Origin of the sequence: Tenacibaculum sp. 190130A14a (genome assembly GCF_964048965.1) — a bacterium.
GTDB lineage: Bacteria > Bacteroidota > Bacteroidia > Flavobacteriales > Flavobacteriaceae > Polaribacter > Polaribacter polynesiense.
Map to the genome: position 1 here is coordinate 3356837 of NZ_OZ040189.1, position 16006 is coordinate 3372842.

A 16006-nucleotide genomic window follows, 5' to 3' on the forward strand; every position below is an offset into this window, starting at 1 on the left:
TTGTAAAATAAACTATGAGTTATGAATTGTAAAAATTGTAATGAAGTACTTGAAAACGAAGCTTTATTTTGTGATCATTGTGGTGCAAAAGTTATAAAAAACAGAATAAGCTTACGTTTTTTACTTGGCGAATTATTTGCTTCAATGGGCTTTGAAAGTATTTATTTTCTTACGCTAAAAAAAATGATAATTGCTCCCCATGAGGTTATCCAAGAATATTTAGAAGGAGTAAGAAAACGCTACATAAACCCATTTGCATATTTAGCTGTAGGGGCCGCAGTTTCATTGATTATTTTCAACTATTTTTCTGAAGATTATTTAGAAATACAATCCTCTTTTAATAAAGAGCAAATTGCTGAGGTAGAAGAATTAGCAAACAAGGATTTAACTACTATAAAAGATATTTCCAAAAAAGATTTAGAAAAACTTAAAGCTCAGCAAGGTGTTGCTAAAATGCAGCTTAGTTTTTTAGAAAAATGGTCTACTTTTTTATTAAAATATTTTAATATTTCAACTTTTTTGTTCCTTCCTTTCTATGCTCTCTTAAGTAAACTAACCTATAACAAACGACATAATTATGGGGAACATATTGTAGCAAATGCATATTTACAAGGTACTACTATGTACACTATGATACTATGTTTCTTATTGAGCATGCTGGTTCATCCAAGAATGTTTGGTTTTAGTATGTTAATTGTTGTACTGTATTACCTTTATACTTTTGCCAAACTTTACCAACTAAGTTTTGCGAAATCAATTGTTAAGTTTTTAAAATTTATACTAATGGTAGTGCTCCTTTCAATACCTCTAGGTATTATTCTAATTTTTGGTGTTGCCATATTTATGTTTAAAAGTAATCCTGGGCTCTTTCAACCAGCTTAAAAACAAAAAATTATACGAGCACCTAAACAACTTAGGTGCTTTTTTATTTATAAAAATAAAAAATAACCCTCTCATTACCTATAACTTAACACTCATTCTCTAATTTACTTCCTTTAAGTGTTTTTTTAGTATTCAACTAAAAATAATGATAATCTTTGTTATGATTCTATACCTATTTTGAATACTGTAGCTACTAAGATTAATTATTGTATGGAATATTATTAACCATAAAATATCTCATTATGAATACTAATTTAGCAATGGTAGCAACTCCAAATGCTACTACTCAAGGGGAAGACACAAAATACGACAAAGTAAAAATTACCAATGGATATGGTCTAATATCTAAGGCAGGAGTTTCTGTACAAAGAGGAATTACTGCTCATTTACATGTAGACATGAATACGAAAACTTTAACTGAAAATACTGTAAAATCTTGGTTAGAGGATAACAAAAGTTCATTTACACAAGAGCAATGGTCTAGTGTATCTCAAGGATTCTCAGCTTCTGGTGCTTTTGGATGGTTATTTGGGGGATCTGCAGGATACTATAGAAACACGAATAACAAAATAGCTAAAGCACAAACAGAGCAACAAAAAGGATTCTTAAAAAGCCTATATCAACAACAAGAAACAAATGTGAATATTCATGGTACTTTAGATGCTGTAGGTACTAGCTTTATTCCTGTTGAAGGATTTGTTTTTGTAGAAGTGACTACTATTACTTTTGATGATAATACATCTTTAAATGTAATTAACTCTTCTAATAGCACTGTAGCAGATTCTTCTGGAAGTACAAATGGAATTGAAAAAACAGGAGGTAACTTAAATGTCGTTCCTTTAAAATAATTAAAAAATGTACTGTCAATATAAAAATATATTGGCAGTACTTATTTTACTATGGCTACTGTAACATCTGAATATACAGCAATTGATAGTTTAACTATTTCACTAATAGGAAATGCATCTGCAAAGTTGAAGATTAATTTTGAAGCTGATATTGTAACTATTTCAAGCTTTAAAAACATATTAAATTCTCAATCATCGTGGGAAAGTTTTCTAGTTAGTATAATCGAATTTTTAACCAAATTCTTATTGACCTATCTCAGTGGTAGTGCTATTCCTAAAGTAGGTTCTTCTCAAAATTTTAATTTACCCTCTAACCTACTTACCGCCATCTTTAATTTACAAACTTCTAAAGTTACTATTAACGGTGATATTGATATGACCAACAATAGTAGTATTCCAATTACAGCTAAAGTTTTTGCTGAAGCACTTACTGTTGACAACAATGGAAAAAAACAACAAATAATTAATCCAGAAAAAATGTTTTTGGGATATGAAAACAATCAATTAAAAGGAGTGAGTGCTAGAGAACCAATTAAAATTATCCCTATAACGGGAGCTACTATTACATCATCGTAAATATTTTAAAAAAAGATCTCTAGATATTTCATAAGCACCCAAACTAGCTAAATGTTTATTGTACACCTGACAGTCTATTAGTTTATAATTGCATTCTGTTGCTAAATGTATAAAGGCTATTTTACTCATATTGCTCACATTGCTAAACATGCTTTCTCCGCAAAAAACTCCGTTTCCTAAATCAACTCCATACAAACCACCTACCAAAATATTTTGATTTAAATTGGTATCAAATTGCCACACTTCAATAGATTTTGCAAATCCCACTTCATGCAATTTTAAATAGGCTTTTTGCATATCATCGGTTATCCATGTTCCATATTGATCTTGCCTATCAATATATTTACAATTAAATATAACTTCTTCAAAAGCTTTGTTTTCTGTAATGACAAAGTTCTTTTTTCGAAGTACTTGTTTCATTGATTTTGATACTTTGATTTTATCAGGAAAAAGAACCATTCTTTCCCAAGGAGCATACCATACAATAGGTTCTCCTTCGTTAAACCATGGAAAAATTCCATTTTTATACGCTAAAATTAAACGCGATACAGATAAATCACCTCCTAAAGCTAAAACTCCATCTTCTGTAGCTAAATCTAATGGAGGGAATACCAATTCATTGCTTAACCAAATCATTTATAATACTAATAATCCTAATAAATATACTGCACTTCCCACAACCATTGCTATTAAGGTGTACGGTAAAATTTCTTTTGCTTTTAATTTTGTAATTCCTAGTAAAGGTAAAGCCCAAAAAGGCTGTAACATATTAGTTATTTGATCACCATATGCCAATGCCATAATAGCCTTAGGTAAAGGTACTCCTAGTTGTAATGCACTTTCAACTACAATAGGTCCTTGTACTACCCATTGCCCTCCTCCACTTGGAACAAAAATATTTACCAGTCCTGCACTAAAAAAAGTAAAAATTGGCAAAGTAGTCGCTGTAGAGATAGACACAAAAAAATCAGAAATTAAAGTCACCATCCCTGTACTCTTCATAATTCCCATAATTCCAAAATACAGCGGAAACTGAATTAAAATACCTGAAACATCACTTATAGATTCTCCCACTGCATTTGTAAATTTCTTAAAACTTCCGTGTAATATGATACCTAACCCTAACATAAAGAAGTTAATTAAATTAGGTGTTATTTTTAACCGTTGAATATCTTCAAAATATCGATAACCAAAGGCTATTAAAATAATTATCCCAAAAACAATAGCTAATATCTTTGAACTGTCTAATTTTTCAGCTTTAGTTAGAGCTTCCTCTTTAACGTTCATTTCATATTCTGGCAAATTAATTTCTGTTGGAGTTGCCTTCTTTCCTAAAAAGAAAAAAGTGAAAGACACGGCTATTAATGCTGAGAAGAATATAAGAAGATTCCACCAACTAAAAACTGTTTGAGAATAATCTATTACATCAGGTATTTGTGCCAACACTCCGTCTGAAGAAATAGATTGCATAATACTTTGTATATGGCCACTTTCATTTATTTTTATGGGAGCAGAACCTGAGATTCCTCCATGCCAAACCATAAGTCCCACATAACCTGCGGCTCCTATGATAGGGTAATTCAATTTAATATTATTTTTTTGAGCATGTTCTGCTACTTTTCTTGCTAACAACGCTCCAAATATCAATCCAAGTCCCCAATTAAAAAATGCAACCAACATAGTTGTACTACTTACTATTGCCGCACTTGTAGCAGTATTTGTACAATATTGGGTTACCTTTAAAATCAAATTACTTACAGGTTTACTCAGTACCAATACATGTCCTAAAACGAGTATTAACATCATTTGATAAGCAAACACTAACAAACCATTAGACCAAACTCCACTCTCCCAGAATTTTAATACATCTAATGAATAACTTAAAGCTGATGTCTCAGTTGGTTTGGTAAAAACTAATGCAAGCAATAAAGTAGTTAACGTAAGTAAAATGGCAATAGTAAATGGCGAAGGAAGGTATTTTTTAAATACATTTTCTATAACCTGAGTAATTTTCATTTATTTCATTTTAAATAGCGACCAATTTAGATTACATGGTTCATGTAAAAAAACAGCATTTTTATAGTTGTTCGTTCTTTGAGAGGTCAATAAACTAAGTTTCATTTGCTAAAATAATCAAAACACAATTAAGTTATTGTTTGATATTTCAAATTAGGTATAATGAATCAATTGATTTTACCTAGTTTTGCACTATGGTTAAAGAAATTCAGGTACGCGTTAATTTAGTTGAACAACGAATTGAGGATATATTAAAAAAGAAAGCTGCTAGAAGCTTAAAAATATCTTCAAAAAACATAACCGCTGTTAAGGTTTTACGAAAATCAATCGATGCTCGTAAAAAGGAAACAATATTCAATTATAAACTTGCTGTTTATATAAACGAACCTATTCCTGAAACACCTGATTATATTTTTAACTACAAAGATGTTTCTAATGCCAAAGAGGTACATATTATCGGATTTGGACCTGCTGGTATGTATGCCGCTTTACGCTGTATTGAATTAGGGTTTAAACCCATTGTTTTAGAACGCGGAAAAAACGTTCAAGATAGACGTAGGGATTTACGTGCTATTAACCAGTTTCATACGGTAAATGAAGACTCTAATTATTGTTTTGGAGAAGGAGGAGCTGGAACCTATTCTGATGGAAAACTATATACACGAAGTTTAAAACGTGGAGACGTTCGTAGAATCTTTGAAAATCTGGTTTATCATGGTGCTACAGAACAAATTTTAATTGATGCTCATCCACATATAGGAACAAATAAACTTCCAAAAATTATTCAAAATATTAGAGAAACCATTCTTAAATATGGTGGTGAAGTTCATTTTGAAACTCGTGTCTCTGACTTTGTTGTTTCAAACAATAAAATGAAAGCTATAATTCTAAAAGACGGTACAGAAATACCAGTAAGTGCTGTTGTTTTAGCTACTGGACATTCGGCTAGGGATATTTTTGAATTGTTACATAAAAAAGATATTCAAATTAAGGCAAAATCATTTGCTATGGGGGTTCGTGTAGAACACCCTCAAGAATTAATTGATCAAATTCAATATAGTTGTTCTGGACAAAGGGATGAATTATTACCCGCCGCCGCTTATAGTTTAGTTCATCAGGTAAACAACCGTGGTGTATACTCGTTTTGTATGTGTCCTGGAGGTTTTATCGTTCCAGCTGCTACTGCAAACGGAGAAGTTGTGGTAAATGGAATGTCTCCATCTAGAAGAAATAATAAATTTGCCAATTCTGGGATTGTTGTTGAAATTAATGTTGAAAAGGACTTACCAAAATATCAACAATTTGGTGAATTAAAAGGATTACAGTTTCAAAAAGATCTTGAAAAACTTGCTTTTAATGCTGGTGGAAAAAGCCAGGTAGCTCCTGCACAACGTTTGACTGATTTTGTAGAGGGACGTTTATCAAACTCATTAAATGACACTTCGTATCAACCTGGATTAAATTCATCTCCTTTACACTCACTACTTCCAAAAATTATAGGAGGTAGACTACGAAAAGGATTTGCTGCATTTGGTAAAAAAATGCATGGTTATTATACTAACGAAGCCAATATTGTAGGGGTTGAATCAAGAACATCCTCACCTGTAAGTATTCCTCGTAAAGAAAACTTAGAACATCCACAAATAGAAGGTTTATATCCTTGTGGAGAAGGAGCTGGTTATGCCGGTGGAATTATTTCTGCCGCTATGGATGGTGAACGATGTGCTGAAGCAGTAATCGCAAAATATACTTCGTAATTTATTGGTATATACTCATGTTAAGTGGTATTTTTGCAGTCTCTAAATTTTGATGTCAAAATCATGACCAAGAAAAAAAAGAAAAAAGGAAATAAGAAACCACATGTAAAACGTTTGCATAATTATTATCAGCGAACAGGTTTTTATATGTTTATTTGGGAAAGTTTAAAAAAAGCTTTTTGGCCTATTGTTATTGCTGTAGTAGGTCTGTTATTGTTTAACAAATATGTGTACAATATTGGAGAAGGCTTAGAGGCTATGACTCAAACCTTTTCAAGGACTGGAGTATTAATCACTTTCTTTGTTTCAGAAACTATCTTAGGATTGATTCCGCCAGAAATTTTTATTGGTTGGTCTAAAAAGACCTCAGACCCAATTTTAAACTTAGCAATTTTAGCTACTTTATCTTATTTGGGTGGTTTAACAGCATATTTTTTAGGAAGAGCTTCCCTTAAAATAGATTCTGTTAGAAACTATTTAGAGGTTAAAATGGCCAAAAATTTAAAAAACACTAGTAAATGGGGTGGGTTTTTAATTTTAGTTGGAGCCTTATTACCATTACCTTTTGCTATTAGCTGTTTAACAGCAGGAATGATCAAGTATCCTTTTAAAAACGTTGTAATTGTAGGTTTGTTCCGATTTTTACGTTTTGCTCTTTACGCTTGGGCAATTTTTTCTGCACTTAATTAAAATAAATATGGGACTTACAAATAATGATATTTTTAAAAAACTTAGAGTAGCACATAAACTTAGAGATACTGATATTATTGAAATTTGCGCTTTAGTTGATTTTAAAGTTTCTAAATCTGAAATCAATGCTATTTTTAGAAACGAAAACCACCCGAAATATGTAGTCTGTGGCGATCAATTTTTAAGAAACTTTTTAAATGGATTAATTATTCATTTAAGGGGTCCGATGCCTGAGAAAAAATAAAAATATTTTCGTAAAAAAAATAAATCCGCATAAGTCTAACCTATGCGGATTATTTTTTCCCCTTAAATTCCTCTCCCATTGCTGGGCGATGATGACACAAACATACAACCTCTTTTTAGTTTACAAAATGGGATTTCCGCAATTTAAAATGTAGTTTTCCGCAAAAGGAGGTATTTATCAGGTTTTCAACCAAATAAAAGAGGGAGATTGTTTCTACAACCTCCCTTTATTATTTAATTTTATTTGATTATTAATTTACGTTTTAGTCGTTTTCCATTGACTCTTAACTCGTACATATATACACCGGTTTGAAGTTTAGTTCCTCTAATTTCTCCATTCCATTGTAATTCATGTTTTGTATTTGCTTTTACTTTTCTTGAAACAAATGTGTGTAACTTCTGTCCAAGTAAGTTATATAAACTTAGGTTTACATGGGCATCATTAGAAATACTAAAACTAATTTTGGTATATTCATCTACAGGGTTTGGTCTATTTTGAGATAGTGATAAACCATAATCTGTACTAGATTCAATTTCTTTAGCTTTTAATCTAAAAATGTATGGAGTATTCATATCTCCGAATACTTGGTTCGATTCAAACTTCTCAACGTTACCTAGCTCAGTAATATCAATTCCGTTATATAATTTAAATGTAATATTTTCAACTGGTGTATTACTTCCTACCCCAATATAGTAGTGATATGCTCCATTTATAAATTCAGCTTTAGAAACTCCTCTTAACTCATTATTTACAAAAGCTAAAATGGTTTGTGCTTCATCAGAAACAACATTTTCATCATCAATAACACCATTGATGTACATAAAATTAGCATATTTATTAACGTCTATTGTTAAATCTAAATCTTCATATAAAGGAGTTTCTTCCAACTTACTTGTAGCAATTGCTTCATTTTTTGAAGAGTTACGTGAAACAAACGACCTAGCTTCTGCATTTTTAACAATTCCTGAATAGTTAATTGCTCCTGAGTTTTGCGATTTAAAGATATATCCTAATCCTGGGGTTAAATGTGTTAAACTACCTCTCCAACCATTGGCTGTTGAATATTCAGCAAATAAACCTCTTCTTTCAATTCTATCTCCCTCACTAACTTTTGTTGAAGTAAATGATCGTAATGCGTAACCTGTACGCTGTAAATCATTTGGATAAAATGGAAGTGCGTTTCTAACATTATTTCCATTTATAACTAGGTCTTTATCTAAACTTACTGGAACACCTGTTACTTCAATATATTTCACATCTTCATGAGAAGCGGCTACATTAACTAAATATGCTTTTGTAATATCTAATTCTGTTAAACCTCCTGTGAAAACATTGTTTGTACCAAGTACTGCAATTCTGTTATCTGATAAATCAAGAATCTGCGAATTAACTGGTAATCCTTTGATTGCTGTCAATGATAATTTATTTGATGCTTCGCTATCTTTTAAATTAAAACTTAATTCTTGATATCCTGTTACAACTGGTATTCTTCTTCTAACTTTTTCTCCTACCGTAAACTTAACTGGTGCAGCATTCGAACCTACTGTAGCATTTGAATTAAAACTATAATTTTCAATAATCCCTTCATACTCGGTACATTCTGAAGCATCCCATATTTTAAAGTTTAAGGCTGTAGTTTCTCCAATATTTCCAAATACAGTTAAATCTACCAAACCGTTAGCTCCAACTTTTGCATATCCTCTTATTTCATTTCCTACATAGGCTTTTACGATATCATTAATGTCTGCAGAGTTTTGAGAATTAATAACTAAATTACCTTTTATATTCATTGAAAATGGATACTTGTTTTCAAATCCAGTTTCAACAGGTGGCTCCGGACACTGAACAGTTACCTCAACTCTAAAACTCTCTACTCCTAATTTTAAACCAGTTTCTTTGTTACTCGTTTTTATATAAATCGTAGCGGTATGAACACCAGGATTTAGATAATTTTTTACTTCAAATTCTAAATCTCTATTTGTTTCTGTAGCTCGAATAATATTTAATGCATCTTTGTCTGGATTTGCACCTTTGTTCACACTAAACCAAACTGGTAAGTTTTCAAAAGTATATGCCACATCTACTCCTCCCTCTTCGTTAATCAAATCAATATAATCGATCAATGTTGCTTCTCCCTGATTTTGTGTTATCGAGATGTTGTTATGACTCCACTTTAACTTACTTCTATTTACAATAAAACTCCAAGATGTTTTGTCTATCTTATTTCCTAAAGGATCTTCTAACTTTTTATCTTTTACAAAAACGGTTAATCGTGCTCCTTCTACGAATTCTAAGTCTGAAATTTTCATATTGAAATTAATAATGGTATTATTTTCAGACATGGTTGTTGTAAATTGAATGTCCTCCACAGTTTTTGTTTCATCTAATGGAGCTGCCTCTTCATTGGTTATAAAATCAATACCTGATGCGGTTGTACCTTGCGCATTTCCAGTAAAATCTTGAATTGCTTCATCAGGATTTCCATTTATTCCTTGCTTTGCCAATGTATTATTATTGAAAACAAAATATGCTTCTAAATCATTTTCATTTCCTAATAACTGGTTTTTGAAATTACTTGCAATTTCTAATGGAGATCTTGCAGATTGCCATAGTCTCATTTCATCTATAGAACCTACAAAAGAATCTGTTGCCCCTATTGAAGATATTATGAAATCCTCTGTATTTACTTCATTACTTATGGTAGAAATATTTCCTGAACCAACTTCTCCTCCGTTAAAATAAATAAGAGCATTCCCATTTGTTTTATCTAATACAACCGCTACATGAGTCCAAGTAAATGGTTGTAATCCTCTTATTGATTTTACTCCATCATTTGTAATAATCTTACCATCTGGCATTAATGAAACGTGGTAATTTGATCCTTTTTGAACAATTGGCACATTGCTTCCTGATGGATACTTTGATGGGTTGACCCACATTTCAATAGTCAATTTATCTTCTAAGCTAAACTTATCATTATGAGGAACAGTAATAACATCTGATACATTATCTAATTTCACCGACGTTAATGGCTTTGGTACTCCTCCTAAGATTCCACGCATTGCCAATGAATTTAAGTTTACTGTTGCTGGATTAATTGGAGCTGAGAATTTAGCCGAAATAGTTCCTGTGGTAAAGATCCCTCCATTATCTGGTGTTGTTAAAACCAATTGAGGTGCTTGTCTTGCTATTTTCCCTGATACAAAAGGAGTTGGGTTTTTCCTATTATTTGGATTATCTGAACCACCATCTCCACATACAGGTACAATTCTAAAGTTATATACTCCATCTGTTAAACCAGAAACATCTGCACTATATTCTACTTGATCTGTCTTTGAATTTAAATGTTGTTTTAATGTTTGTAAATCTAGCTTTCTTAATATTTTAGGTGAATTATTACCTTCAATTGTATATTCTAAATCTACAGAGAAATCATTATCATCTGACATGTCTTTTAACTCAGGAATTCTAAAGTTAAAGTCGAGTTTCTTTTTATCAGAACCATTTACCACCCAATCATTTTGTGGTGCATCTGAGGTAATTTCTTCAATACAAGCTCCTGTAAAATGTGCGGTTACTAATATTTCAGCATACGGTTTTATACCAACTTCATTATACTCATCTACACCATAAGAACGGTATCTATCTCCTGTTTGTTCACACTCAGAGTACATTTGAATTTTTATATTCTCATAAGAAATTTCTGAAGGAGCATCTGTTCCTCTAGAGATACGTAATTGCGCCTTGATTTCTTTCCTTACTCCTGTAGGAGAACTTGAATCCAAATCAAATACAAATTTTGACGATGTTGTTGGTTCAAAAATTGGTGATTCATTCAAATTCACCACAGCACCTAAAGGATTCGAAGCACCTGACATACCTACAATATAGGTTTTTCTTGTAGCATCTTTTGCTATTTGGGTATTACGTAGCGTTAAATTGTATAATATAGATTCATCTCCTGTACCATAACCAACTACCTTATCTACAATTAATTCTACTCCTTCTCTAGGAACAGTTCCAGATTCGAAAGGACAAGAACTTCTTCCAGCATTTGTTAAGAACATTGGTGTATCATATTCTGGATCTCTCTTTATTAACACATCAAAGTGATCTCCCGCATCGTCATCACTCAATGTGAAACTATCTACTCTATTGTTTCCATTCTCATCAGTATCGGTTCTACTGTTAAAGTTATGTACTTTGGTTTCGTTGTTTAGCGTAAGTCCAACTCCAAAGACTGTAAAATCTGTTGAAAAACTAACACCTACATAAGGTCCTCCACTAAATGAATTTCCAGTACTTTTTGTTTTTCCTCTAGATAAGGTATAACTAATCTCTGTTAAGGCATCAAATGTAATTCGCTTATCTAATACAGAAGCATTTAACCCTGCACCACTCTGACCAACATCATTGTCATTAGTTAGTTTCTTAGTGGTTGAACTAAAATCAGGAGCATTATCAAAATATGCTTTGGTACGCTTATCATGATTCTTTTTTATAATTGCTTTCCACCTAGAGATTTGATGTAAGTAATTCTTGATGTCTTTATCTTCTCTATCATTTGGTGTACTTGCCAAAAGCTTTTCTAAGGTACCTTCTAAATCTAAATAATCTCTATCGTCTGGCGCTGTTTCAATATTGTTGTTTTTATCATATTTAGCTATTGCCAACTGATATAAATTAGGGATTACAATATCATTTAAACTCTGTTTTGTATAAATAAAAGGAGTTACGGTAGATGGCTTTGCAACCTTGTCTGAATTTTGAACTACCGGTGAACAACCATTTAATTTTAACACTTGCCCTGTTCCAAACGTAATTACTTTTGACGTTCCAATAAATACATCTGCATCTTCGCCTACATAAGTAGGATCTGAAGGAGTAGAAACTGATTGTTCTAAAGTAACCGTTTCTGAATTACCACTATGTCTTACATAGTCAAATTTTCCACCAATTAAACCTTTGGTATCACTACTTGTTTGTAATACTGGATTTACAAAACCTGCCACTGTTCCAACTCCTAATGGTGCTGCAACAACTCCTGTTAGGATTTGTTTTTTAACTTTTAACTTGGCTCCTATTGAATTATCAACTTCTAAACCTATACCATTTTCTGCTGAAAAAGAATAAGAGTAGGTGGCTCCTTTTGCCAACGTTGAAGAACTATTATCTCCAGGAGGATCATGTAACACAAAACCTACTTGAGGATCTATCAATGTAAAGTCTGAATTTCCTTGACGAGCACCTAAAATAATTGCTTTTTTAGTAATGGAAGCTGTTCTACCGTTGTGTTCAGCAGAGATTAAAAAACTTCTTGTATGGTTTCCTAAGAAATTAGGCGATGAAACTTGTGTAAAAAACTCCAATACTCCTTGACTTAAACTATTCCCTGATAAATTACTATCTGATAAAATAGCATCACCACCCAAAGTAATTTCAGCACCTTCTACTGGACACATATTAGCTCCATACCTTTCAAAAACCTTTACGTCCATTTTAAAACCATCATGAGAGTTAAAAGTATAGCTTCCGTCACAGGTACTATTTATTTGTTCTCCTACATAATCTCTCATATTATCTACATCTCTAACTCCCGCCATATCGAATTTATATAACTCAATTTCTAGTTCGATATCGTTTCTAAATTCAAAATCATAAACTACATTTTTACGTCTTAAATCTATAATGGGACTATTCAATAGTCTATTGGTATCTGTATTGGTAATTTCAACACGATATTGCCCTGGTAATAAATCATTTATTGTAAAAACAGTTGCATCATTGTTAAAGTTAGCAGCATTGATTGTTTTTTCAAACTTAGGAAATTCAATATCCGTTCGAACAATTCTTCCTGTCCAAGCTCCCACACTATTGTTACATGGAACTACTATATTTCCAATAAAACTTCGTCTGGTAGTATTTTCAAAATTCACATTCTGTAAAGGTTCTTCCAATACAACTTCATAGCTATTTCCTTCTGGATTTAAACCTGTATTAGTCGCTTTATATGTATATTGTATTTCTCGTACATATTGTTTATGTGATGTATTATCAAAGCTACATCCTCCTTCAAATTGTAAATAATTATTCTCTACAGTACTTACAATAGAATTGATTGCTTTGGTTCCATATTTTTGATCAAAACTATAAGATAATTGTAATTGTGATTCTTCAGGTGAAAGGTACTTTCCTTCTAATATCTTTAGTATAGCTTCTTCCTCTAAAGCCGCTGTTCTATACTCTAGTAAATCAACCTGAGATTTTGAAAAATTCACATAGCCATCTACAGTTTCTTCTGCCCCGACAAATAGATTTCCAGCTGTTATAAGGTTACTTAACGATGTGTTTTTTCTTTTACTATTTACATAAAGAGACATCGTTCCTTTTTCCTTATTGTAATTTACAGCAAAGAACGAAAATTGCCCTACACTATTGGATGGTAAGACTTCCGATAGCTTTTCTTGGTTACCGACATAAACCTTTAACGTACTATTGTTTATTAGTTTTAATGATACATCTCCCCAATCTAAAATAGTTTGAATAGCAATAACTTGCTCATCTACATTGGTTTTTAAATATGGTTTTATAAATCCAGACCACACAAAACTTTCTCCATTATTAGCTATAGATTTTAAAGAACGAGCATATCCTGTTACTCCATCAAATTGTAAACTTCCTTCATTTAATAATTCTTCATTAGTTAATGATGGTACTGGATTAGGAGTAATAATATGTCTTCCAGGAGCAGTTTTTATGGCATATGTTCCTGTATTATCAGTAGTTACTTTATCATCTTCATTACTTTGAATTACAGATCCATCTACTTTTAATGAAGTCCCTTTTATTACAGGATATAATTCTTCTCCCACTTTATATGAAATTACTCCCGTAACCGGTAGACTAGATACATCGTTGAAGTTCACATCGTTTACCTCCGCGCCATTTAATCTTCTTGGTACTCCAACTACTCTGTTTTTAGGTAAGAAATCGAATCGTGGTTTTGATGGCTTTATTGTATACTCAAACTTATTGTCATTGTTTGTTACACCTTGTATACCTGTATTCAACGTATTAAACTCATAGTTTCCTGTTTCATTTGTAAAAGTGGCATATGTAATTTGTGGTTGTTCTTCTGCAGGTAAACGCTCTAAATCCTCTTCCGTTTCAGCAATATATTCACCTCTTCTAGTTGATGAAAAATTAAATACTTTACGACTACTATTGAAATCAAAACGGTAGTATGCAAACAAATCACTTACATCTCCTCCAATAATATGGTTTGCATAGTTTTTTAATTCTAGTGATGTTCTTGGTGTATTCCATAAACGAACCTCATCGATATAATAAGTTACGTTGGTCGTTTCGCTTAGATAAAATGTATTTACATTACTTAAATCTAAGTTAAATGGTGTTGAAGTACTTGCATTATTTATTGGTTCTCCATCTTCATAAAGAACTCCTCCTGTAGTATTAAATGCAAAAGCATAATGATGCCAATTGGTATCTGATGTTCTTGCTCCTTCTAAGTATGTACTTCCATTTAACCTAACTACTATTTTATCTTCTTGAAGAACTAATTCACTATTTCCGATTTTAAAAATCTTATTTTCTCCTTGAGATACACTCGGAGTTTTATACCAAAACTCTAAGGTTGCTCCTCCTTTAGCTTTTCTAAAAGCATTGATATTCTTAATAAGTAATGGTTTTTTCTCTGGTATAAACTTAAGAGCTCCTCCTGGATTTACATTTCCTTCAGCTATAGCTTCTACTTTTGCATACTTCGTTGCTACACGAGAAGATGTTTCTATAATTCCACTTACTTTTCCATTTGGCAATACAAATCCAACATCTTTACCTGATAATGTCGTTGCTCCATTTTTCTTAGCTTCTACCGTATACTCATATAATTCGTTTGGCAGTATTCCTTTGTCTACAAAAAATAAAGATTCTGAGGGACTTCTTGTTTCTGTATCTTTTAAAGAATGGATTTCTGTACTGGTTGTTCCTGATCTTAAGTTTCTTCTTTTAATTTCATAGCTCTCAACATTTCTAACATGTTGCCACTCTATTAAAACTCCATTAGCTCCTGATAAAAGTGTATTATCAATACCATCTCCATCACTAGCACGTACTATAATTTTATTTAAGTTTAGTACTGGGTGTTGTATATCTGAACCTATTCTTCCTACTTCATTTGTTTTTAAATTTGAAGAAAATTCTGCTTCCTTCACTAAATTGTCGTTAGGAAAATATTCATACAATAAGTTTTCCCAAGAAATAGAAGTAAGTACATTTCCTCCCAAATAATCTTCATTTCTATAATTTGTGTTTGTATACACAATCTCCAATCCGTTATTTTTCAATTCTTCCAACGAATTTTGAGTTTCTTTATAGAAAGTTCGGTACTGTTCTTCTTGAATTTGTTTTTTACTTTTTACAGTAGACCATCCTCTATATTCGGCTAAAAACAGATCTGTCTTTTTATTTGTTAAAAAGTACAATTCTTGGACATCAAAAGTAAGTTTGGTACTATAAAAATATTCAACTCCATCAATATATACTCGTAACTCATTATACTCTTTATCTAATGTAATTGCATAATGATGCCATGTATTTTTAAACAATCTTTCTGTAAGTAAGAAATCACCTACTTGCTCAATACTTCCTACTCTTAAAGAAATCTTGTCTTCTTCTACACGAAGTGTAAATTCTTTTGCTCCGGTTTCTAAGTTTGAAAATTGCCATTTTACCACTTCATTAATCCCTGAAGTTCCAGTATTATGCATTCCCCAAAACTCGATGGTTGCTTTATTATTTATTCCGCTATTTAATAAACTATTTAGTTTAGTTTGAGGGTTAAAAATTCTATGATACTTTCCTTTACTTTGTATTTGCAATACAGCCAAATCATGCGATTGTTGTGCATATAACAAAGAAAATGAATGCAATAGAGCTATTATTAAACAGCCTATAATTCTATTTTTTCTCAT

Annotated in this window: 9 protein-coding genes; 6 read left to right on the forward strand and 3 right to left on the reverse strand. The window is 31.8% G+C overall.

The features are described from left to right. Positions 1-21 precede the first annotated feature (21 nt). The 3 genes from ABNT22_RS15595 to ABNT22_RS15605 all read left to right on the forward strand — a co-directional run bounded on the left by ABNT22_RS15595 (position 22) and on the right by ABNT22_RS15605 (position 2306). The gene (locus tag ABNT22_RS15595) at positions 22-882 is read left to right on the forward strand and encodes a DUF3667 domain-containing protein (RefSeq protein WP_348717747.1); all 861 of its coding nucleotides are present in this window, start codon (positions 22-24) and stop codon (positions 880-882) included. Between the two features lie 242 nt (positions 883-1124). Further along, entirely contained in the window at positions 1125-1730 is a 606-nt protein-coding gene (locus ABNT22_RS15600; RefSeq protein ID WP_348717746.1) for a hypothetical protein, read from the forward strand. Positions 1731-1781: 51 nt separating this feature from the next. Continuing rightward, entirely contained in the window at positions 1782-2306 is a 525-nt protein-coding gene (locus tag ABNT22_RS15605) for a hypothetical protein (protein WP_348717745.1), read from the forward strand. Here ABNT22_RS15605 and aat read toward each other — a convergent pair. Together aat and ABNT22_RS15615 are read right to left on the reverse strand one after the other, a co-directional pair. Then, positions 2298-2942, reverse strand: a complete 645-nt coding sequence (gene aat, locus ABNT22_RS15610; RefSeq protein WP_348717744.1) for a leucyl/phenylalanyl-tRNA--protein transferase — start codon at positions 2940-2942, stop codon at positions 2298-2300. The two genes, ABNT22_RS15605 and aat, sit on opposite strands and share 9 nt — an antisense overlap. Beyond that, positions 2943-4322, reverse strand: a complete 1380-nt coding sequence (locus ABNT22_RS15615) for a short-chain fatty acid transporter (protein ID WP_348717743.1) — start codon at positions 4320-4322, stop codon at positions 2943-2945. 194 nt (positions 4323-4516) lie between these two features. On the opposite strand from ABNT22_RS15615, the gene ABNT22_RS15620 reads away from it, so the two are divergent. The 3 genes from ABNT22_RS15620 to ABNT22_RS15630 all read left to right on the forward strand — a co-directional run bounded on the left by ABNT22_RS15620 (position 4517) and on the right by ABNT22_RS15630 (position 7013). Continuing rightward, positions 4517-6079 (forward strand): NAD(P)/FAD-dependent oxidoreductase, encoded by a 1563-nt coding sequence (locus ABNT22_RS15620; RefSeq protein WP_348717742.1) that lies wholly within the window; start codon positions 4517-4519, stop codon positions 6077-6079. A gap of 63 nt (positions 6080-6142) precedes the next feature. Further along, positions 6143-6769: a YqaA family protein gene (locus tag ABNT22_RS15625; protein ID WP_348717741.1), complete on the forward strand. Its 627-nt coding sequence runs from the start codon at positions 6143-6145 to the stop codon at positions 6767-6769. Between the two features lie 7 nt (positions 6770-6776). Next, complete coding sequence (locus ABNT22_RS15630; protein WP_348717740.1) at positions 6777-7013, forward strand: DUF1456 family protein; 237 nt, start codon at positions 6777-6779, stop codon at positions 7011-7013. 239 nt (positions 7014-7252) lie between these two features. Here the strand turns inward: ABNT22_RS15630 and ABNT22_RS15635 are convergent, their stop codons facing one another. Then, positions 7253-16006 carry a LamG-like jellyroll fold domain-containing protein gene (locus tag ABNT22_RS15635; protein ID WP_348717739.1) on the reverse strand — a complete coding sequence of 2918 codons (8754 nt, stop codon included), beginning with the start codon at positions 16004-16006 and terminating at the stop codon, positions 7253-7255.

What these genes read in the sequence shown, in the direction of transcription:
- ABNT22_RS15600 (WP_348717746.1), top strand. Translation starts at nt 1,125, where the DNA reads ATGAATACTAATTTAGCAATGGTAGCAACTCCAAATGCTACTACTCAA.
- ABNT22_RS15620 (WP_348717742.1), top strand. Translation starts at nt 4,517, where the DNA reads ATGGTTAAAGAAATTCAGGTACGCGTTAATTTAGTTGAACAACGAATT.
- ABNT22_RS15605 (WP_348717745.1), top strand. Translation starts at nt 1,782, where the DNA reads ATGGCTACTGTAACATCTGAATATACAGCAATTGATAGTTTAACTATT.
- ABNT22_RS15595 (WP_348717747.1), top strand. Translation starts at nt 22, where the DNA reads ATGAATTGTAAAAATTGTAATGAAGTACTTGAAAACGAAGCTTTATTT.
- ABNT22_RS15630 (WP_348717740.1), top strand. Translation starts at nt 6,777, where the DNA reads ATGGGACTTACAAATAATGATATTTTTAAAAAACTTAGAGTAGCACAT.
- ABNT22_RS15615 (WP_348717743.1), bottom strand. Translation starts at nt 4,322, where the DNA reads ATGAAAATTACTCAGGTTATAGAAAATGTATTTAAAAAATACCTTCCT.
- aat (WP_348717744.1), bottom strand. Translation starts at nt 2,942, where the DNA reads ATGATTTGGTTAAGCAATGAATTGGTATTCCCTCCATTAGATTTAGCT.
- ABNT22_RS15625 (WP_348717741.1), top strand. Translation starts at nt 6,143, where the DNA reads ATGACCAAGAAAAAAAAGAAAAAAGGAAATAAGAAACCACATGTAAAA.
- ABNT22_RS15635 (WP_348717739.1), bottom strand. Translation starts at nt 16,006, where the DNA reads ATGAGAAAAAATAGAATTATAGGCTGTTTAATAATAGCTCTATTGCAT.